The 22701-nt window shown below is 43.7% G+C and carries 14 protein-coding genes; all 14 read left to right on the forward strand.

Annotated elements, in window-relative coordinates; all coding sequences use genetic code 11:
• Window positions 1-276 precede the first annotated feature (276 nt).
• A complete protein-coding gene (locus NBH15_RS21955; RefSeq protein WP_250823550.1) occupies window positions 277-3714 on the forward strand; it encodes a TonB-dependent receptor in 3438 nt (1145 codons plus the stop codon).
• Window positions 3715-3730: 16 nt separating this feature from the next.
• Window positions 3731-5566, forward strand: a complete 1836-nt coding sequence (locus NBH15_RS21960) for a RagB/SusD family nutrient uptake outer membrane protein (RefSeq protein ID WP_128135072.1) — start codon at window positions 3731-3733, stop codon at window positions 5564-5566.
• A gap of 103 nt (window positions 5567-5669) precedes the next feature.
• Window positions 5670-7121 carry a beta-N-acetylhexosaminidase gene (locus NBH15_RS21965; RefSeq protein WP_250823551.1) on the forward strand — a complete coding sequence of 484 codons (1452 nt, stop codon included), beginning with the start codon at window positions 5670-5672 and terminating at the stop codon, window positions 7119-7121.
• Window positions 7122-7137: 16 nt separating this feature from the next.
• Window positions 7138-8652: an arylsulfatase gene (locus NBH15_RS21970; protein ID WP_128135073.1), complete on the forward strand. Its 1515-nt coding sequence runs from the start codon at window positions 7138-7140 to the stop codon at window positions 8650-8652.
• Between the two features lie 96 nt (window positions 8653-8748).
• A complete protein-coding gene (locus NBH15_RS21975) occupies window positions 8749-9318 on the forward strand; it encodes an RNA polymerase sigma-70 factor (protein WP_128135074.1) in 570 nt (189 codons plus the stop codon).
• 70 nt (window positions 9319-9388) lie between these two features.
• A complete protein-coding gene (locus NBH15_RS21980) occupies window positions 9389-10393 on the forward strand; it encodes a FecR family protein (RefSeq protein WP_128135075.1) in 1005 nt (334 codons plus the stop codon).
• 117 nt (window positions 10394-10510) lie between these two features.
• The gene (locus NBH15_RS21985; RefSeq protein WP_250823552.1) at window positions 10511-13915 is read left to right on the forward strand and encodes a TonB-dependent receptor; all 3405 of its coding nucleotides are present in this window, start codon (window positions 10511-10513) and stop codon (window positions 13913-13915) included.
• Window positions 13916-13920: 5 nt separating this feature from the next.
• Entirely contained in the window at window positions 13921-15540 is a 1620-nt protein-coding gene (locus NBH15_RS21990) for a RagB/SusD family nutrient uptake outer membrane protein (RefSeq protein WP_250823553.1), read from the forward strand.
• Window positions 15541-15641: 101 nt separating this feature from the next.
• On the forward strand, window positions 15642-17147 hold the full coding sequence (locus NBH15_RS21995) for a sulfatase-like hydrolase/transferase (protein ID WP_250823554.1): 1506 nt from the start codon (window positions 15642-15644) through the stop codon (window positions 17145-17147).
• Between the two features lie 106 nt (window positions 17148-17253).
• Window positions 17254-18804: a sulfatase family protein gene (locus NBH15_RS22000; protein WP_186960264.1), complete on the forward strand. Its 1551-nt coding sequence runs from the start codon at window positions 17254-17256 to the stop codon at window positions 18802-18804.
• Between the two features lie 132 nt (window positions 18805-18936).
• Entirely contained in the window at window positions 18937-19596 is a 660-nt protein-coding gene (locus NBH15_RS22005; protein WP_128135078.1) for a LysE family translocator, read from the forward strand.
• A gap of 1 nt (window position 19597) precedes the next feature.
• A complete protein-coding gene (locus NBH15_RS22010) occupies window positions 19598-20239 on the forward strand; it encodes a carbohydrate-binding family 9-like protein (RefSeq protein ID WP_010800704.1) in 642 nt (213 codons plus the stop codon).
• 61 nt (window positions 20240-20300) lie between these two features.
• Window positions 20301-21062 carry a LytR/AlgR family response regulator transcription factor gene (locus NBH15_RS22015; protein WP_128135079.1) on the forward strand — a complete coding sequence of 254 codons (762 nt, stop codon included), beginning with the start codon at window positions 20301-20303 and terminating at the stop codon, window positions 21060-21062.
• Window positions 21063-21177: 115 nt separating this feature from the next.
• Window positions 21178-22605, forward strand: a complete 1428-nt coding sequence (locus tag NBH15_RS22020; protein ID WP_250823555.1) for a TlpA family protein disulfide reductase — start codon at window positions 21178-21180, stop codon at window positions 22603-22605.
• Window positions 22606-22701: the final 96 nt, after the last annotated feature.

Genomic DNA, 22701 nt, shown 5'->3' on the forward strand with positions numbered 1-22701 from the left:
AATGACCATTATCAATGCTTTACGGGCAAAACTTGTGGCGAGAATGTTCGCCGTTATCAAAAGGGATGAATTTTATTCTCCTATTTTATCGGAAAATTTTTGCTAAAAACATAAGAATATGAACAATAAAAACAGAATGCCTATGGGATAAAAAAACGGAGAGTCTAAAAACAATCCGGACAAATGCTGGTAACATTTGCCCGGTAATGTGAAACAAACTGTTCTCAAAAGCTAGAAGATGAGAACAATAAGTTAAATTTAAAACAGTACAAATGTATGAAAAAAATTTCCACAGAAGGGAATGCTATATTCTTTCTTAACATTAATTCATTCAGAAAAATGAAGCTAATACTACTATTTATAAGCTTTTGCTTTTTTCAGCTTTATGCAATAAACGGTTATGCACAAAATTCGAAAATAAGTTTGGAACTAACCAGTGTGAAACTGAGTGAAGCAATCAAAGTGATCGAAGAGAAAACTCCTTTTGTCTTCTTCCTCAACAACTCAGAGATCGACATGAACAGACAGGTCAGCCTGAATCTCAAAGAGGCCAGCATCAAAGAGGTGTTGAATCAGTTGCTCGCACCTGACAGTTACCGGATAGAGAATTATAAGATTGTCCTGCTGTCCGATAAAATGCCGCAAGAAGGTAAAATCACCGGTAAAGTGATCGACGAAACAGGCATGCCTGTCATCGGAGCCAACGTGATAGACAAGAAAACGAACAACGGAACGATCACAGACCTGAACGGGCAATTTATCCTGGACGCTCCCCTGGATGCCACCCTGACAGTTTCTTTTATCGGATACATTCCGCAGGATATCCATCTGAAAGGACGGAACAATCTGACTGTCACATTAAAGGAAGATACTCAACTACTGGACGAAGTCGTAGTAGTCGGTTTCGGAACCCAGAAGAAAGTCAACCTGACCGGAGCCGTTGCTTCCGTTAATTTATCGGAGACATTGGGAGACCGTCCGGTTCCTAACATTACGCAGGCTTTGCAAGGGACGACCCCCGGATTACAGATCGGCTCGGAAACCGGTACACCGGGTGATGCGATGAGCTACAATATCCGCGGAACCACATCAATCAACGGAGGTACGCCTCTTGTGCTGGTAAACAACGTTCCGATGGATATCAATATGATCGATCCACAGGAAATCGAATCGGTCTCCATATTAAAAGATGCTGCTTCGGCAGCCATCTACGGGGCAAGAGCCGCCTTCGGTGTTATCCTGATCACCACGAAACAGGGAAAAAAAGATTCCGCTCCGAAATTCAATTACAACAATAATATATCGTTCTCCAAACCGCTGGAACTACCGCAAAAGGCGAGCCCGCTGGAGTCGGTCCTGGCTTACAAGGAAATGGACTGGCCCAACGACACCTACGTAGACGGTAAGAACATCACCCAGTGGGAAGGATACATCCGCGATTACCAGAGTAATCCGGGCAAATATCCGAACGGATATATCTTCGATGAAAGCGGTAACCTCTTTCTGATGAAAGAACGAAATATGTTTGACGACATGACGGACAATTTTGGATTCATGCAGAACCACAGCATGTCGGTTTCCGGCGGTAGCGAGAAAACGGTCTATCGCATCGGCGTCGGCTATACCGGAGAAGACGGTATCCTGATTACGGATAAAGACAGCTATGACCGACTCAACCTCTCTACATTTATGGGAGTAGATGTCAATTCCTGGCTGACAACCCAACTCGACTTGAAATATGGTAATTCCAAACAGAAAAAAGTAGAGGCAGGAGGACGTAATACTGTATGGGTAGCCGCCATGAATTTACCGTCTTATCAGAATAATGAAGATTATGAGGAAAACGGGACAGTCTATCCGGCTGAGTCTCCCGCCACTTATATCCGTTACGGCGATCCCCGGAGAATCAAAAGAAATGACCTAAGAGCATTGGGACGAATCATCCTGAGCCCGCTGAAAGGTCTTAAGATAACCGGAGAATACACTTACAACCGGACAACCGAGCAAAATAAATTCTATAAGAACAAATATCAGTATATAGGAATGAACTTTACCGGGGTACTGAACAGCACGGAGAACTCCAGCTATGCGGTCACTTCCAAATATACGGATTATAATGCCGTCAACTTATTCGCCAATTACGATATGACATTCGGTAAACATGATATTTCGGTGATGGGAGGATACAACCAGGAGTCGAGCCATACCGAATCCCAATATTCTTATCGTACGGATGTAGTGGTCGGTTCACTGCCTTCGTTATCCTTATCGACAGGTACTCCGATTACGAATGACGCGTTCGAGGAATTTGCCATCCGCGGATTATTCTATCGTGTGAATTACAGCTATGCTGGCAAATACCTGCTGGAAGCCAACGGACGTTACGACGGAACTTCCCGTTTCCCCAAAAACAGCCGGTTCGGTTTCTTCCCCTCTTTCTCGGCAGGCTGGCGTATTTCGGAAGAGAACTTCATGAAAGCGACAAACGAATGGCTCTCCAACCTGAAACTCAGGGCATCCTGGGGTTCCATCGGGAACCAGGTCATATTGAAATCCGACAATACACCCGATAACTATCCTTATATCCCGGATATGAACGTTTACCTCTCCAATTGGTTGGTGGACGGGCAAAAGGTTACGACACTGGGAGCTCCGGCCATGGTCAGCAGCAGCTTTGGATGGGAAAAAGTCTATACACTAGACTTCGGTTTCGACCTGGACCTGTTCAACAACAAGTTGAATACCACATTCGACTGGTACCGTCGTGATACCAAAGGTATGCTGGCTCCGGGAATGGAATTGCCGGGAGTAGTCGGTGCCAGTGCTGCAAAACAAAATGCCGCAGACCTGAAAACATATGGCTGGGAACTGAAGATCAACTGGCATGACCGGATAGGCGATATAGGCTACCGGGTAGGTTTCAACCTGTATGACTCGCAATCCGAAATCACCAAATACGACAATGAAGCCGGCCTGTTCGGAAAAGACCTTTACCGGAAAGGCATGAAGCTAGGTGAAATATGGGGATACGTAACCGACCGTTTCTATACAACGGACGATTTCAACGCAGACGGAACCCTGAAACCGGGTATCCCGATGTTCAAGGGAGCAGGAACTGTATATCCAGGCGATATTCTTTACAAGAACTTCGACGATGACACCGAATTTATTTTCGAAGGCGACAACACTATTCACAATCCGGGCGACCAGCGCATCATAGGCAACAATACTCCCCGTTACCAATACGGCATCACAGCCGGAGTCAGTTACAAAGGTTTCGACCTGTCTATCTTTTTACGCGGGGTAGGAAAACGCGACTACTGGCGCACCGACCAGATGGCATGGCCGAACGGAAGCTGGGGTAGTTTATTCAAGGAAACACTCGACTTCTGGACTCCGGATAATCCGGACGCCTTCTATCCGAGGGTGTATCCGCAGAATGAAACGAATACGAAATTCAACCAGAAAGTGCAAACCAAATATCTGGCAAATGCCGCTTACCTGAAAATACAGAACATTACTCTGTCTTATTCATTACCCAAGAATATCTGTCAAAAGATCTATATGGATAATATCCGGGTATTTGTCAGTGGTGAAAATCTGCATACCTGGGACCATCTGCCAGAAGGAATGGAATCGGATATGCTTTCAAAAGGAGCCTGGGAATATCCTTTCATGAAAAAATATTCACTGGGTATAAATGTTACTTTCTAAATTAAAACATACGATCATGAAGACATTCAAAATATTATTCGGACTACTCGTCATTTTCGGATTTTCCGGCTGCATGAATAACGATTTCCTGGAAAGATACCCGCTGGGCAGTCCCACTGCTGAAACCGTATTCAAATCATACGACAATTTTAAAACATATGCATGGGGTTTGTATGAAACATTCCCGGCACTCGGTTACGGAGAAACCAACACGGACAATATCTCCTATAACTCCACACGGGGGTCAGGCGAAACCGATTGGATCAGGGGAATTGTCGTTCCCCCGTCAAAAACAGACAATACACCATGGGCACAATATTCATTCATCCGCCGGACAAACCTCATGCTCGACCATATCGAGACGTCGGATATGACTGAGACAGAAAGAAACCATTGGCGCAGTGTCGGTTATTTCTTCCGTTCTTACCGATATCTGACCTTACTTTCCGCTTACGGCGGTGTTCCCTGGATCGACCATGTACTGGCAGACGATGAAACGGATATCATTTATGGGGAAAGAGACTCCAGAGATGTCATTGCCAATCATATCCTGGAAGACCTTCAGTATGCAGAACAGAACATCAATCAAGACGGAGACGGAGCCAATACGATCAACCGCGTGGTGGTACAGACATTGCTTTCCCGCTTCTGCCTGTTCGAAGGGACATGGAGAAAGTATCACGGATTGCAGGAAGCAGATAAATTCCTCCGGGAATGTAAGCGGGCATCCGAAGAGGTGTTGAAGGTCTATCCGAATGTGCACAACAACTACGACGACCTGTTCAATTCATTGTCGTTAAACGGTATGACGGGAATCATCCTTTACAAAGCGTATGCCAATGATGCCAATGTTGTACATGCTACCAGCATCGGCGGAACCACGGCTCAGTCATTCTATAATGTAACCCGCGACATGGTGGACAGCTATTTATGTTCGGACGGCAAACCGCGCTGGACAAGCCAGATGTTCCTGGGCGACAAAGACATGTACGATGAATTCAGCAACAGGGACCATCGTTTATGGCTACACGTTACTCCGCCTTATGTAGTCGATCGTTCGGAATCGACTACAGCCTGGGATAACAAATGGAAGTTTACAGACAATCCGAAAGACCGTAGTTTCATTGACAGCATTAATCTGATCGTTCCGGCCGAACGCCAGAAAACACTACCTTTCAGACAAGGATACGACGGCGGCATACTGGGAGAAAATCCTCATTACGATTTCTTCCTGAACGGGCAACCCTGGTACAAATCGGCATTCGGTTATAACAACTGGAAGTATTTCAATACTTACCTGAGCATGGGTTCTCAACGGAATGAAGAGACCGACATGCCGATATTCAGGGTAGAAGAAGTGATGTTGAATTATGCCGAGGCAATGGTTGAACTGGGAGAATTCAGCCAGTCCGTTGCAGACATGACTATCAATAAAATACGTTCACGGGTAAATGTACCTTCGATGATTGTATCACAGATCAATGAAAGTTTTGATCCAATGCGGGATTTGGGTGATTCGAGATATGCCGGCGATTATGCCGTGTCTCCTCTCTTATGGGAAGTACGCAGGGAAAGACGTATCGAACTGTTTTCAGAGAATTTCCGTTTCGACGACCTCAGAAGATGGAAGAAGTGCCATTATGCCATGAAGAAAAAACTCGGGCAATATGTCCGGAAATCAGACTTCCCGGCAGGTACGGCTGTGACCATCGACGGAGGTGCAGATGAAGGTTATCTGGAATTTCATCCGGATCCGAATAAATTATGGCCGGATTATTATTATCTTTACCCGATACCATTGAATCAGATGGTATTAAATCCGAATATCAAACAGAATCCGGGTTGGGAATAGTTTAATTAATCACAAACAAAGAGGATGTATCAAAAATCAAGACTTGTCCTCCATGACAAAACGAACTTTTGATGCATCTTCTTTATTTTAGCTCCTATATATCATGAAATATGTAAGTATTATTATTCTCTTGCTTTCTTCTTTCTTCCTAACGGCACAAACGGTGATCCCTACACCGGAAACAGTCGTGCAAGGTAACGGAGAATTTCGTACGAAAAACCTACAAGCCGATATCCGCCAGACTACGGATGCGGCATTACCTTCCGAAGCATACCGGCTACAGATAACAGAAAACGGTATCGAAATAGAAGCATCCGGCGATGCAGGTTTCTTTTATGCCCGGCAAACATTGAAACAACTGGGCACAGAGCAGCAGGACGGGACATGGATCATCCCCTGCCTGAAAATAGAAGACAGGCCGCGTATCGGTTTCAGAAGTTTCCTGCTCGACTCCGGCCGCCAATATCAGAAAGTCACGACAATAAAGAAATATATCGACATGGCAGCCCTGCTAAAAATGAACTATTTCCACTGGCACCTGACGGAGGGCCTCGGATGGCGTATTGAAATCAAACAATACCCGCGCCTTACCGAAGTTGGCGCTTTTGTCGGCAAAGGCCCGGAACAACAGGGTTTCTATTCACAGAAAGAGATCAAAGAGATTGTCAGATATGCCGCCGAACGTTGTATCACGGTTATCCCGGAAATCGATATGCCGGGACATGCGGAAGCCGCTCTGGTCGCTTACCCGGAACTAGGTTGCTTCGGCGACACTATACAGGTCCCCGAAAACGGCTTTACACAAAATATCTTCTGTGCCGGCAAAACACATACGCTGGACTTTTTGAAGAATGTCCTCGATGAAGTCTGCGAACTGTTCCCCTCCGAATATATTCATCTGGGAGGTGATGAAGCACCCAAAGGGAACTGGGATACATGTCCTGACTGCGGGCAATGTATCAAAGAACACGGTTTGAAAGACAGCCACGATCTTCAGCTCTGGTTCTCAGCACAGATGGCCAACTATCTGAAAAGCAAAGGAAGAAAAGCCATCTTTTGGGGAGATGTCGTTTATCAGGATGGTTATCCGTTACCGGACAACACAGTGATTCACTGGTGGAACTGGCGGGGACATAAAGACACGGCATTCAAGGAAGCGCTCAAAAGAAATCTTCCCGTTATCTGCGGAACCAATTATTATACCTACCTGAATTTCCCCGTCACTCCCTGGAAAGGATATGAGACGGCGCGTACATTCAATATCAAAGATGTATATACCGCCAATCCGTCTTATAGAAAAGAAGATTCACCTCTCCTGTTGGGAATGAGTTGTGCCCTCTGGACCGATTACGGGGTAACGGAGGATATGATCGACCGAAGGTTGTTTCCCCGTATTCTGGCTATCGCCGAACAAATGTGGAGCCGGAGCGAACCGGAGAGTTTCGAACAGTTTTACCAAAAGGTAAAAGACAAAAAAGAATGGTTTGAAAAACAAGGATATATGTTCGGACCAGGATTAAAAAGCGAAGTAACCGACGATTTCAGTTGGGACTAATTAAAATAGTAAGAACATGAAAAAAACGAATTTATTAGTAGGGCTTTTCTGTATTGCTGGTCTGTCTTCCTGCCAGAAAGAAAAGAGCAAACCTAACATTATATATATACTGATGGACGATATGGGCTATGGCGACCTGCAATGCTACGGCCAGCAAAAAATAGAAACCCCGAATATCGACCGCCTGAGAAACAACGGGATCAAACTGACCCAACATTATACCGGATCGCCCGTTTCCGCTCCGGCCCGGTGTGTACTATTGACCGGATTACATTCCGGACACGCACAGATCAGGGCAAATGATGAAATAGCCTCGCGGGGAGCGATCAACAGCCACGATTCGATGTACGTCCATCCGGAACTGGAAGGCCAATATCCTTTGAAAGCCGGTACCATGACAATCGGCCGGATGATGCAAAATGCCGGATATACGACCGGTTGTTTCGGAAAATGGGGATTGGGTTATCCCGGTTCGGAAGGAGTCCCCGGCAAACAGGGTTTCGACCAGTTTTACGGATATAACTGCCAGAGGCAGGCACATACCTATTACCCTCCGTTCTTATGGAAAAACGATCAACGCGTATATCTCGATAACAAAGTACGGGACCCCCATCTGACCAAACTGGATGAAGGAGCGGATCCGTACGATGAAGCCAGTTACCGGAAATTTACCCAGAATGAATATGCCAACGACCTCATCTTCGACGAAATGATTCATTTTGTCGACCAGAATAAGGAACAACCGTTCTTCCTGCTTTGGACAACGCCTCTTCCCCATGTATCCTTACAGGCTCCGGAACGTTGGGTCAACTATTATGTCGATAAGTTCGGAGACGAAGAGCCCTATACCGGCAACAAAGGGTATATGCCATGCCGTTATCCGCATGCTACCTATGCAGCGATGATCAGTTATTTTGACGAACAAGTCGGAAAGCTGGTCGATAAATTGAAACAGGAAGGATTGTATGAAAACACCCTGATCATTTTCACTTCGGACAACGGACCGACGTTCAACGGCGGCAGTGATTCCCCCTGGTTCAACAGCGGCGGATTATTCAAATCGGAATACGGATGGGGAAAATGTTTCGTCCACGAAGGAGGGATACGCATACCGGCTATCGTCTCCTGGCCAAGTCGGATCAAAGCGGGAACGGAATCCGACCATATCTGTGCATTCCAGGATGTAATGCCGACACTGGCAGATATCGTTTCCATCGAATGTCCTCCAACCGATGGAATCAGTTTCCTGCCGACACTACTCGGAGAAAAAGGAAAACAGAAACAACATGCATATCTTTACTGGGAATATCCTGACCCACAGATAGGAAACAAAGCGATCCGCATGGGGAACTGGAAAGGGATCATTACAGATATCCGCAAAGGGAATACGAGAATGGAACTGTATGACCTGGAAAACGACATTCAGGAATTACACGATGTCGCAGACAAACACCCGGATATTGTTGAGAAATTCAATCAATTAATGTCAGAATCCAGTACACCGCCGGAAAACCCGAAGTTTGCATTCTAAACTCAAAAGATAGTAGTTTTATACTTTTTTTTCTTTTTAATGGCAAACGATCTTTATCTTTGTATCCACATAAAGAGACAACAAATCTACCTATTAATGGATTTTGCCACCGAAAAAGGATACATAGAGGCAGTCAGCAGGGGCGATGAACAGGCATTCGAGTCATTGTTCCTGCATTATTTTCCACGTATTAAAGGATTCATAAGCGGCATCCTGCAAAACGAGGAAGAAGCGGAAGATATTTCCCAGGATATATTCGTATCCATGTGGCAGAATAGGGATAGATTGAAAGAGATCGAGAATCTGAACGCCTACCTGTATCGCATTGCCAAAAATACGGTATTCCGACATATCGAACGTTCCCTGTTATTCAGGGACTATCAGGAACAACAAACCGACAATGCTTCATTTACCTCCACAGACAACGACAGCATAGAAGAAGAGCTATATGCCAAAGAACTGGAATTTCTTATTTCTGTCGCTGTTGAAAAGATGCCGCCCCAACGAAAACAAATCTACCGGATGAGCCGTGTGGACGGATTATCCAATGATGAGATTGCAGCACGCATGTCTATCAGTAAACGGACAGTCGAAAATCACCTGACGCTGGCACTGGCTGACATCCGAAAAATAATCGGGTTCTTTATTCTTGCATTTTTTTCCTAAAAAGTTCATTTTTGACTGTGTGTACTTCCTGCCTCACGTATCATATATACAAAACAGGAAATATATACGCATGTCAAAAGCATCTAAAATACTATATAATCTGGTCAACCATACATTTGATCCGGCACTCCGGACCAAGGTATGGCAATGGCTGGTTCACCCTTCCAATCAGAAAGAAAAAGAAGAGGCTCTTCTTTCCATATGGAACGAATATCCGACAGGAGCAAATGCTGAGACTTATCATTCGCTGAAAACAACACAGAGAAAGATCAGACAAAATCAATCTCCGTCCAAGCAATATAACCTTGTTCATAAATTATTGCGAATCGCTGCGATATTGATCATTCCTTTGCTATCAATAGCCGGTTCCTATCTGTATATCAAACAGAACACATATAATCCCGAATTGATACAATGTTTCGTTCCGGAAGGAGAAAACCAGGAAGTAATCCTGCCCGACGGTTCCACAGTAAACATCAACTCCGGAAGTATTCTGATCTATCCTAAAAAATTCAAAGGAGATACCCGCACACTCTATCTGACGGGAGAGGCCAACTTCACCGTAAAAAAAGATAAGGAACATCCTTTTATCGTCAGCACAAGTTATCTGAAAGTTCAAGCTCTGGGCACAAAATTCAACGTGCAAGCCTATTCCGAAAGTGATAAAATCACGACAACACTGGAAAACGGGGCTGTCAAAGTGGATAAAATAGCAGGAGATGAAGACTCCTTCTTCCTGTCCCCTAACGAACAACTGGAATACAATTGTAAAACCGGTGTATTCGAAAAGCGGAAAATCAATGCAGCAAACTACTCAGGCTGGACGAAGGGAGAGCTCAACTTTATCAACCAACCGCTCAAAGAAATACTGGCTACAATTCAACGAAAATATGTTGTTGACTTTGTTATAAATCCGCGTCTGTTTACTTCGGATTTATACACTATAAAATTCCGTCAACATGCCGACATAAACACGATCATGAAAGTTCTTACAATGACTGTCAGCGGATTGGCTTATGAGATAGACGGCAACACAATCACCATTTATTCACTTAATAAGAAAGGAGTAAAATAAAAAGAAAAAGGGACCGGAGAAAATTGCGACACCTTTTCCGGACCCCCGAAATCAATAATCCATTAAAAAAACATAGAGATCTTAAATTTAGTAATCATTGATTTAATGTACAAAAGTATGAAATTAAACTACCATAAGAGCACACACTCGCTCTTAAAATTACGTAAATTATTAATATTTACATTATTAAGTTTATTCACGATAAACATAGCCTGGGGACAAAGCCAGCGAATATCAATAGCAGCCAAAAATAAAACATTGTTAAGCGTATTCGAAGAAATTGAAAAACAAACGGGCCTCAGTATCGCTTATAATCAGACGAAATTAAATATCAATAAAGTTATCAATCAGGATTTTAATGATAAAATCCTGTCCTCTGTTATAACAGAGTTGCTCAAAGATAGCGGATTCTCCTATCGTCTTGAAGGAAAACATATCATAATTGTTCCGGAAAAGAAACAACAACAAAAACAACAGGAAAACAAAAAAGTCAATGGTATCATAACAGATGCTACCGGACAACCCGTTATCGGGGCGAATGTTGTTGAACAAGGGACAACAAATGGTACAATTACAGACCTGGACGGTAAATTTTCTCTGGAGGTTCCTAAAGGCAGTACTTTGCAGATTTCTTATATCGGATACTTGTCAAAAGATATTCCCGTAGATGAAAAAACGAACTATGCCATACAATTAGTCGAGGATTCACAAGCTCTTGACGAAGTTGTTGTCGTAGGATATGGTACTGCCAAAAAAGTAAATGTAATTGGTTCAATCGCTTCTGTCGATTCCAAACAACTTGAAAACAGGGCAACATCTTCAGTTGTATCTGCCCTGACCGGTCAGATGCCGGGAGTTACGATCACGCAGCCAGGAGGGCGCCCGGGAGAAAATACAGGAACAATTCGTGTACGCGGTGTAGGATCTTTCAGTAGTGACAATAACGCAGATAAAGCTAATGCGCTAATATTGATCGACGGAATACCCGGAAATATGACAGATATCAACCCCAATGATATCGAGAGTATCTCCATATTAAAAGATGCATCCACAGCAGCCATCTATGGGTCTCGTGCAGCCAATGGAGTTGTATTGGTAACGACCAAAATGGGTAAAGAGTCCAAAGTATCCGTATCTTACAACGGTTATGTAGGATTCAACCGGGCCACTGCATTGCCTAAATATGTAGACAGCTGGGATTATGCACGTTTATTAAATCAGGCAGATGGTATTACACGTTTCACGGATGAAGAAATTCAGGCAATGCGCACAGGCAGCCAGCCGGATCTATGGGCTAATGAGAAGTTCGTCGATGATATCTTTTCGGGTAACGGACTACAGACCGGGCACGATTTATCTTTAAACGGTGGTAACGACCGGAGCCAATATTTTGCCTCTTTCGGTTATTTAAATCAGAATGGGATTGTGCCGGGCAACAATTACTCACGCTATACAGCACGTGTCAACCTGACTTCCAATTTATCGGATAAATTGAAACTGACAATCCGCCTGAGAGGTGACAATGCTAAAACGAAAGAACCGGGAACGGCCGGAGCTATTGACGGCGATTATGGAATGATGTCATTGATCAGCCAGGGATTACGCTTCCCTGGATTCCGCCCTTCGGTATTAAGTGATGGGACATGGGGACCGGGCGTAAAAAACTTCGGAACCCCCAAAGCCTGGTTAGCATCCGAATCGTTCCAAGAAAAACCGACACTGCGTATCAACTCTAACGTACGTCTCGATTACAAACCGATCGAAGGACTTACCCTCTCTGCTATCGGTGCCTATAATTTCACAAATGCACAAGATAAAAAATTCCGTGCATCCCTACCGGTTACCATTAACGGCACTACAAAAGTATTAGGTCCTTCTTACTTAAAAGAAAAGAATACCAATACAAATTATAAATCATTCCAGGCAACAGTCGATTACTCAAAGACATTTAACAATGTACATAATATAGGTATTTTGGCCGGTTACTCATGGGAAGAAGAATCTGCACGCGACTTGGAAGGCCGTCGCGACAATCTTCCGAGTAACGAATATCCCTATCTGACAGTCGGTTCACCCGATAACCAGACAAATGCAGGCGGCGGTTACGACTGGGTCATCCAATCATTCTTCGGACGTGCACAGTACAATTATGCAGAACGCTATCTGGGTGAAGTAACCATGTGTTATGACGGTTCATCACGTTTCCCATCCAGCTCACGTTATGCTTTCTTCCCTTCCGCCGCTATCGGTTGGAGAATTTCTGAAGAGAGCTTCTTTAAAGAAAACGAAAAATTAAGTTTTATCAATAACCTGAAACTGAAAGCATCTGCCGGTATCTTAGGTAATAATAACATCGGTAATTATGCTTACCAGTCAGTGTATGAATTAGGTAACGATTTTAACTATCCGCTGGGAGGATCCATTCAACAGGGAGCAGCCCTGAAAACATATACAGATCCGCGACTGAAATGGGAAACAACCCGTACTATAGACGGTGGTTTCGAATCCGTACTCTGGAACGGTTTACTGACAGCCAATATCTCTTACTTCTATAGATATACGTATGACATCCTGTTTAAACCCAACGCCAGTGCCTCTTCCGCTTTTGGATTACAAATGAGCGAAGTAAATACCGGAGAAGCGTCAAACCGCGGTTGGGAATTTGAAGTTGGGCATAGAAATACCATCGGTGAATTCAGTTACAGCATCAACGGAAACTTTTCCATCATCAAAAATAAAGTAGAAACACTCGGATTGGGGAATGTGGAACAAGCAAACGGAATGGTTGGTAACGGTTCTAATCTTTTCATCGGCTACCCGATCGACATGTACTACGGATATAAAACAGACGGTGTCTTTTTGAATCAACAGGATATCGACGACTACTTTGCCCACACTGACCAGTCAGCAATGGGAGCCAACAAAGCCAACACCAAACCGGGAGATATCAGATATCAAGATATTTCAGGACCGGATGGCGTACCCGACGGAAAAGTTGACGCCACTTACGACCGTGTTTACCTGGGATCAAAAATTCCGAAATATACATTCAGCCTTTCTCTGAACGCCGCTTACAAGGGTTTCGACCTGAATATTTTCCTACAGGGAGTATCAGGTGTTAATGGTAAACTTGGAGGTTTTTCCGGTTGGGCTTTATGGAGCGAAGGGAATATACAGAAATGGCAAATGGAAGAAGCATTCGATCCGGAGAATCCTACACGTTACCCGAAATATCCGCGTCTGGCAAATCTGGGAAATGCAACCGGTGTCAATACACAAGAATCTGATTTCTGGATACGTAACGCCTCTTACCTGCGTGTAAAAAATATTCAATTAGGATATACTTTACCAAAGTCTATTCTAAAGAATACCTTTATCCAGAATGTCCGCTTCTATGCAGCAACGGAAAACCCGTTCACATTCCACAGTTATCCGGAAGGCTGGGACCCGGAAATCAATGCCGACGACCGTTTCTATCCGGTATTAACGAACTACACATTTGGTTTGAATCTTAAATTCTAAAAAGCATGAAATCAATTATAAAGAAATCAATAATGGCCTTTGTTGCTCTTGCGACTTTAGCATCCTGTGAACTGGACCGTTATCCGCTGACAAACTTCAGCGAAGATACATTCTTCGACAAAGAAGAAAATACAAAACTTGCCCTCATCGGTTTATACCGTGGCGGTATCACCTATGGAGTGGACTACGGCGCTTCCGATTGGTGGGCATATAGCGCAAAAATATTAATAGACGGAGTCAGTGACATAGGATACGACCGCCGAGGATTCAACAACAATCTGGGGAAACTGACATCCGGGCAAATAGATGAAAGTAACGGATGGGTAAATGACTTGTATCAGAAACCTTACCGGCGCATCAGTGCCTGTGCCCGGTTTATTGAAGGAATCGACAAGCTCGGATCCGATAACCCGGAAATGGAACGGATGAAAGCAGAAGCCCGTTTCATCCGTGCGGTACAGTATTTTTATCTGGCATCCTATTATTATGATGTTCCGCTGATCAAAACAGTATTAACCCTGGAAGAGGCTAATACAGTGACCAAATCTCCTCGTGCAGAAGTGCTTCAATATACAATAGACGAATTAACCGAAATTGCGGACATTCTTCCGCACCACAAGGATCTTCCGGCTTCAGAACGCGGACGTGCAACAGCACAGGCGGCACTGGTTTATCTGGCCCGTACACATCTGGTTGCCCAAAATTACAAAGAAGCAGCCGCTGCGTGTAAAAAGATCATCGATTGGGGAGACAATAAATTAGACGCTGATTATCAGAAGCTATTCTACCCGGGGGCGATCAACAGTTCTGAACATATTTACGCAACACAGTTTGTAGATGACCTGGCAGGACACGGCTTACCTCAGCATGCCTATCCGATAAAAGACGGAGGATGGTGTTTGGTAAATGCTTCCAGTACGTTATTCGAGGCTTATGATTTTCTGGATGGAACGCCATTCAGTTATGATGACCCACGTTTCAATAAAAATAATTTCGGAGAAAACAGGGATCCACGTCTGGACTATACAATCTATTATGACGGAGCAACCTTCAGGGGAACCGTCTACAACTGTAACCCGGAAACAACCGCCGCTGATAAAATCGGTCCGGGACAGACAACCCAGACAGGTTTTCTTATGCGCAAATATTTTGATGAAAGCTGGAATGGCGATGTAACCCAATATGGTAACAATGTTCCTCTTGCACGCTATGCAGATGTACTGATGATGTATCTGGAAGCAGAGATGGAAGCTGGCACACCGATCACACAAACTCTTTTGGATCAGACGATAAATGCAGTACGAGGACGAGTGGGCATGCCTGGCATAACAGAAACCAATCCGGATAAATTACGTAAAATCATACAAAAAGAACGTATGATCGAATTTGCTTTTGAAGGACTTCGCCTCTGGGATTTATACCGCTGGGGAATTGCCGAAGAACGTCTGAATCTGGATATTTACGGATCGCCATTCTATATTTCGAATCAGGAACTAATGAAAAAGAAAGATGGACAACCTGATCCGTTTAATCGTTGGTATGTAGACAAACGTAATTTCAAAACCGGACAAGAACGTTGGCCTATTCCACTATCTGAAAAGAATATCAATCCCAATTTAAGATAGTCGGTTTAATAACACAACAGAGATATCGGTTGCTTATAATACTTTCGGTATCTCTGTTTTTATTTCTGCTTTTGATTAAACATTACCTGAACAACGATATCATGAAACATAAAATAAATAAAGTAATCTTACCTGCATCCTTATTATCTGCTATCGTTTCCGGAAGTTTCTCCCAAACACAACAACCCAATATTGTTATCATCCATACCGACGAACACAATTTCCGTACGCTGGGATGTTACCGGGAATGCCTGCAAAATGAGCAAGCTTTCCCCTGGGGAAAAGAAGCTGTCGTTGAAACACCCCATATCGATCGTCTGGCACATCAGGGGGTATTATTTACGCGATGTTATGCAACGTCTCCGGTCAGTTCTCCCAGCCGGGCCTCTTTCATGAGCGGACTTTATCCGCAGAATAACGGGGTATGGACAAACGACATGGTACTGTCTGATGCAGCTGTAACATTCGGAGAATCACTGCGTCAGAACGGTTATGCTACCGGATATATCGGTAAATTACATATCAATGGCAAAGGACGCCCCGAATGGCATCCCGGGCGTGACTTCGGTTTTTCAGACAACCGTTATATGTATAACCGCGGTCACTGGAAAAAAATAGAAGAAACAGCCGAAGGACCGACATTCAGAACGGATGCAGATGTGAAAAGCACGGACGAACAGACATTCCCTACCGACTATTTCACCACACAGGCTATTGAGTTCATCAACCGGCATAAGGAAGGACCGTTCTGCTGCATGCTCTGCTTCCCGGACCCGCATAGTGCCAATCTGGTTAGGCCACCATATGACACCATGTATAGCCGGATCAGATTTAAAGAACCGGTAACAGCGCTGGCGGATACGACAGGACGCCCCGCCTGGTCACACGGAAATAACCTGAAAGCAGACCAACCCGAGGATATGGCTCAATATTTCGGAATGATTAAATGTATCGACGATAATGTAGGGCGCATCCTGGATGCATTGAAAGGTGCCGGTATTCTGGACAATACAATCATTATCTTCACCTCCGATCACGGAGACATGTGCCGCCAGCACGGACTGATCAATAAAGGCGTTCCGCTTGACGATTCCGCGCGGGTGCCGTTTATCATCAGCTACCCGGCCGGTATGCGTCAGGGGATCAGGGTAGAGAATGTCATGTCTGTAACCGATTTCACTCCTTCTTTGCTGAGCTTCTGCAATATACAACCTACTGCACAGTATGATGGCCGTGATTTATCGCTTCTATGGAAAGGAGAGAAACTACCGGAAAAATACAAAGACATTGTCTTTATGCGAGCAGTTACTCCTAAAATAAAAAGCGATTGGGATGAATCGGCTACAGCGATGCGAACGAAGTGGATATCAGCAGTAACTCCGGAATACAAACTGACCTATTCCGAATATGTATCTGATGTTCCCTGGCTCACCGACCTGAAAAAAGATCCGGATGAACTAATCAACTGCTATCAGGACCCGGCCTACAAGGAAATCGTTTCCCGGTTAGCTGCTGACTTGAAAGAATATGGGGAACAATACAACGACCCAAGGATTAAGCATCCTAAGATACAACAGGAAATTCTATCTGCAATCTTGAAAAAGTAGACAATATCCGTTAAAAATACAGCGTTCAGCAAGGCGGATATAGAAAAAATGCAGACCTTTAGTTCCTAAACAAAAATATCATAAACTTATATATACTTTAAATATTATGAAATCAAACGTATTGATCGGTCTCGGACTGGGAGCTTTCTTATTCTCCCCTTCCACCTCTCATGCCCAAAAGGCGAAAGAGGCAAAGACCCCGAATGTCATTTTTATCTACGCCGACGACCTCGGTTATGGTGACCTGGAATGCTACGGTGCAACACGCGTACAAACGCCAAATGTAAACAAACTGGCAAACAGCGGTATCCGTTTTACCAACACACATGCAACAGCAGCCACCAGTACCCCATCCCGTTATTCCCTGCTTACCGGAGAATATGCCTGGCGCAGACCCGGTACGGACATAGCTGCCGGTAATGCCGGAATGATTATCCGCCCGGAACGCTATACCATTGCCGATATGTTCAAAAATGCAGGCTATACAACAGCTGCCTTGGGTAAATGGCATCTGGGCCTGGGAGACAAAGGAGGAGAACAAGACTGGAACGCTCCGCTGCCTACCGCTTTAGGCGATCTGGGATTCGACTATTCCTATATCATGGCAGCTACGGCCGACCGCGTTCCCTGTGTATTCATCGAAAACGGTAAAGTAGCCAACTACGACCCGTCCGCTCCTATCGAAGTAAGTTATCAGAAACCTTTCGAAGGCGAACCTTTAGGAAAAGATCACCCGGAACTTCTGTATAACCTGAAGCACAGCCACGGTCACGATATGGCTATCGTAAACGGTATCGGACGTATCGGCTATATGAAAGGCGGCGGCAAGGCTTTATGGAAAGATGAAAACCTGGCAGATTCCATCACGACACATGCCCTCGATTTCATCAAAGCAAACAAGGATAAACCCTTCTTCATGTATTTCGCAACAAACGACGTACATGTTCCCCGCTTCCCGCACGACCGTTTCAGAGGCAAAAACCCGATGGGACTGAGAGGCGACGCTATCGTGCAGTTTGACTGGAGTGTCGGACAAATCCTCGACGAACTCGACAGGCTGGGACTGAGAGAAAACACCTTGATCATCCTTTCCAGCGATAACGGTCCTGTTGTGGATGACGGTTATGCAGATCAGGCAGAAGAACTGCTGGGCGATCATAAGCCGGGCGGTCCGTTACGCGGCGGTAAATACAGTGCATTTGAGGCCGGAACCCGTATTCCTGCTATTGCAAGCTGGCCGAAAGAAATAAAAAAAGGCCAAGTATCGGACGCATTAATGTCACAGGTTGACTGGTTCGCTTCACTGGCAGCATTGACCGGCTCCGTCCTTCCCAAAGGAGCAGCCCCCGACAGTTACAATTATCTGGGGACCTTGCTGGGAACAGACAATGCCGACCGTCCCTGGGTGATCGAACAGGCATCCGACCATACGTTGTCTGTCCGCACAAAAGACTGGAAATACATTGAAACCAGTAACGGACCGAAAATGGTACCCTGGGGACCGAAGATCGAGACCGGTTATTCCAAAACTCCTCAACTGTACGATATGACACAGGTAGGCGAACAGGAAAACCTCGCCGAAAAACGTCCGGAAGTCGTTTATCAGTTACAGGAAATTCTGAAAGGCGTGCGCAACAACACTGTCAAACCGAAATAATCTGATTTTATCTATTTAGACTATAAATCAATGGTCCGAAGCGAAAGTTCCGGGCCATTTTTATGTTTTTACCTTTTTTTATCAGGGAATAGGCATTATCTTTGTGGCAATTTGGCAGAAAATAAAAGGATAATGCTGGGACTTATTAGTAAAGGAATTGTGATAGGCGTACTTGTATCAGCCCCTATGGGTCCGATCGGTATGCTGTGTATACAAAGAACATTGAACAAAGGACGTTGGCACGGTTTCGTTACCGGCTTGGGAGCAGCCTTATCGGATGTCATCTATGCGGCACTGACCTGCCTGGGAATGGGGGTAGTCGTCAACTTCGTGGAAGCCAACCAGGCGCCGCTCCAACTGATGGGCAGTATCGTTCTCGGTCTTTTCGGTTACTACATATACCAATCCAATCCTGTAAAAAACTTAAAAAAGCAACGTGAAAAAAAGTTATCATTCACACAGGACTTTATTACAGCTTTTCTTCTTACCTTTAGCAACGTATTAATCGTGCTGCTATATATAGGATTGTTTGCGCGTTTTGGATTTGTGTTGCCGGATCATTCTGTCTGGATGTTGGTGGGAGGAATAGTTTGCATAGGAATCGGTGCCGTCCTTTGGTGGTTCGGCATCACATATATAGTTGCGAAATTAAAAAAGTGGTTTAATGTACGGGGAATATGGTTGTTGAATCGGATTGTAGGGACAGTCATCATTGTATTGGCTATTGTAGGAGTATTATCGGTGCTCCTCACCTCATATTTCCATTTGCCGTTGCTCCAAATCTATAATTAACATGAAGAAGCTTAAAGTACCTTATTTAGTAACGCTGGATGTGCTGGATTTATCATCAGTCGGTTTTCTCTTGGAAAACAAAGCCCAGCGAGAGTATATCGATGTCATCAATTGGGAAGAATACCCTTATAAACCAATTGTCGCTTTCGATATTGCGCGAACGGATGAAAATCTTTATATCCGTTATTTCGTAAAAGGGAATTCTTTAAAGGCTGTTCACAGCTCAGACGGTTCCCCGGTTTATACAGATAGTTGTGTCGAGTTTTTCATGAAAACGGTCGATGATCACAACTACATGAATTTCGAGTTCAATTGTATCGGGACTTGTGATGCTGCCCGCCGCCAGTCGCGTGATATCAAAAGATCACTAAACACCGATGAATACACTTCTATCCGTCGGTATTCATCCATAGAGAACAAACCTTTTTCAGAAAAGACAGGTGTATTCTCCTGGGAGTTGGTCGTATCTATCCCCTTCAGGCTCATGGGACTCGATCCGGAAAACCTGCCGGAAAAAATCCTGGGCAATTTCTACAAATGTGCGGACGATACAGAATATCCCCACTTTGTCAGCTGGAACCCGATAGACCTCCCAAGCCCCGACTTCCACCGTCCGGAGTTTTTCGGAGAGATTTATTTATAAAATATCAACTATTCCCGGTGAGTATATCCCGGGAATAGTTCAATTACCTAATCCTCCTGATATGCCTTTTACCACTCTATTGATTGACGATGAACCGGCCGCACATTACGCATTGAAAGAGTTACTCAAAAATCATGCAGATACAATTCAAATTGCAGGAGAAGCCTTTTCCGGCAAAGAAGCTATTTCGTTATGTGAGAAACTAAAACCGGAACTTCTCTTTCTGGATATCAGAATGCCGGATATGAATGGCTTCGAGGTGCTGGAACAACTTTCTTCTCAACCCTACGTTATCTTTTCCACCGCTTATGATCAATATGCTATTCAGGCTTTTAATGAAAATTCGATCGACTATCTGTTAAAGCCTATAGAAGAAAAACGTTTCGAACAATGTATCCATAAACTAAAGCGATTAAACCTGAAATCGCCAGCTATCAATTATACAGAATTAAATCAGCTGTTCGCCCAATTTCAAAAAAACCAAAAGAAAGCAAGCGCCATTCCTATCCATGTTCAATCTAAAATCATATTGGTCCGCTGTTCCGATATTACATTTTGTAAATCGGCAGACGGTTACGTTTCTTTGTTTACAGACGAAGGTAAAGAGTATTTATCCGACCTCAACCTGAGTCAATTGGAAGAACGTCTTCCGAGCTCGTTCCTACGTGTCCAAAAGTCATATATCGTTAATAAAGAGAAGATAGAAGAGATACATAAATATTTCAATAATCGGCTCATTCTGGTTATGAGTGATAAACCTCACACCCATATAACCACCGGAACCAGCTATATAACAGTGATCCGGGAAGAGCTCGATTTATAGTTACAGTCCGATAATACAGGTTTGCCTTTCATTTTTTCAGGTTCAAAGAATTTCACTTTCAGAACATCTTCTAACCTGCTAGATTTGCCTTACTATTAATTAAATGAATGAAACAATGAAAAGACTTTATTACATTTTATTCTGTCTTCTGTTTTTCTGCCAACTAAGAGGACAACAGGCAACTCTCATCATCATTCCGGAAAAGGAAAACAAAGAAATCAGCTATCAATTTTCAGATAGCGAACATCTTCCTTTTTATACATTATTTCAAACGAAACAGGCAGAACCTGATGGAATCTTCCATGTCAGTTTACCCGTACAACAACCAGTAGTCCTCAATCTTCTGACAGAAGATCGTTTATCTTTTCGTGTCTATCTGACAAAAGACAGCCACGATACAATCCGGATCCGAAATAACCAACCCTTCTTTTCCGGGACCAATACCATTTATAATCAATGCTTACAAGAAATACAAAAAGCAGAAGAGTATTGCCACAGCATTTCCTATTCCAAGCATCATGAACTTCATGCGGTCGATTCACTGAAAGAATTTACACAGATTGTCAATAACAAACAGGCCGAATTAATAACTTTCCTTAAAGGTCAAAACGTATCTTCCGATTTTATTCATAATCAGAGTCATATTATAAATTGCATGTTCACACATTTGTTTTATAAAAAGATATTGAACCTCTACAACAATCGAAAAATAACCGACGAATGGCTTAAAGAGATAAAAAAACAACTTTCGTTTGACTTCCAAGAAGAAGCAAACCTTTACTATTCGGAATATGAACGAATGCTATATATGAACGCAACCATTAATTACTTCATTATTGAAAAACATTCCCCACAGGATATAGACAGGGACAAGATCAATACATTTCTTTTGAATGAATATAAAAAGAAGAGAACAGGGAAATACCTGGAATATGCCTGGGCCAGTTTGATATATAACGATCTTTTTCAACGTGATTTCAGTGAAGACACACCTTCCCTTTACGATCAGTTCTGTTCCGAGTTTCCACAAAGCAAATTCATCGGCATATTATCTCCTGAAATAGAGAAAATCAGACAATTTCATCATATACCGGAAACTTCCAACAATATAACCATTCTTCCCACAGATACCATACTAAAAAACCTGGAAGAAGCCGTACATCCTTTCATAGGGAAAATCGTCTATATCGATTTATGGGGAACTTGGTGCGGTCCTTGCCAGAAAATGTTTGCATATAGTGAGGCATTAAAAAATGCGACTAAAGATATGGACATTATCTATTTATATATTTCACTGGACCGTCCGGAAAACCGGGGAAAATGGGAGAAGATGGTTCATTATTATAAACTGGAGGGATACCACCTACAGGCAGGAATCACATTGGCCAAGTCTCTCTATGCATCACTGGGAAATAAAGGGATGTTAGCCATTCCACAATTTATAATCATCGGAAAAGATGGAAAAATAGCGATAGAAAAAGCTGCCGCCCCCGATAATCTGGAAAAAGTCGTTGAACAATTAAAACAAGTAAGCAATGAATAACGGACATACAATGAGTTACTATGTAGAAGGAATGATATTTATAATAACAACTGCTATTATCATTTATCCCTTTCTATCTTTCATTCTCAAAAAAGT

Source organism: Parabacteroides caeci, from assembly GCF_023656795.1.
Taxonomy (GTDB): Bacteria; Bacteroidota; Bacteroidia; order Bacteroidales; family Tannerellaceae; genus Parabacteroides; species Parabacteroides segnis.

Coding starts and splice junctions, on each gene's coding strand:
- NBH15_RS21955 (WP_250823550.1), top strand. CDS start 277: ATGAAAAAAATTTCCACAGAAGGGAATGCTATATTCTTTCTTAACATT.
- NBH15_RS21960 (WP_128135072.1), top strand. CDS start 3,731: ATGAAGACATTCAAAATATTATTCGGACTACTCGTCATTTTCGGATTT.
- NBH15_RS21965 (WP_250823551.1), top strand. CDS start 5,670: ATGAAATATGTAAGTATTATTATTCTCTTGCTTTCTTCTTTCTTCCTA.
- NBH15_RS21970 (WP_128135073.1), top strand. CDS start 7,138: ATGAAAAAAACGAATTTATTAGTAGGGCTTTTCTGTATTGCTGGTCTG.
- NBH15_RS21975 (WP_128135074.1), top strand. CDS start 8,749: ATGGATTTTGCCACCGAAAAAGGATACATAGAGGCAGTCAGCAGGGGC.
- NBH15_RS21980 (WP_128135075.1), top strand. CDS start 9,389: ATGTCAAAAGCATCTAAAATACTATATAATCTGGTCAACCATACATTT.
- NBH15_RS21985 (WP_250823552.1), top strand. CDS start 10,511: ATGAAATTAAACTACCATAAGAGCACACACTCGCTCTTAAAATTACGT.
- NBH15_RS21990 (WP_250823553.1), top strand. CDS start 13,921: ATGAAATCAATTATAAAGAAATCAATAATGGCCTTTGTTGCTCTTGCG.
- NBH15_RS21995 (WP_250823554.1), top strand. CDS start 15,642: ATGAAACATAAAATAAATAAAGTAATCTTACCTGCATCCTTATTATCT.
- NBH15_RS22000 (WP_186960264.1), top strand. CDS start 17,254: ATGAAATCAAACGTATTGATCGGTCTCGGACTGGGAGCTTTCTTATTC.
- NBH15_RS22005 (WP_128135078.1), top strand. CDS start 18,937: ATGCTGGGACTTATTAGTAAAGGAATTGTGATAGGCGTACTTGTATCA.
- NBH15_RS22010 (WP_010800704.1), top strand. CDS start 19,598: ATGAAGAAGCTTAAAGTACCTTATTTAGTAACGCTGGATGTGCTGGAT.
- NBH15_RS22015 (WP_128135079.1), top strand. CDS start 20,301: ATGCCTTTTACCACTCTATTGATTGACGATGAACCGGCCGCACATTAC.
- NBH15_RS22020 (WP_250823555.1), top strand. CDS start 21,178: ATGAAAAGACTTTATTACATTTTATTCTGTCTTCTGTTTTTCTGCCAA.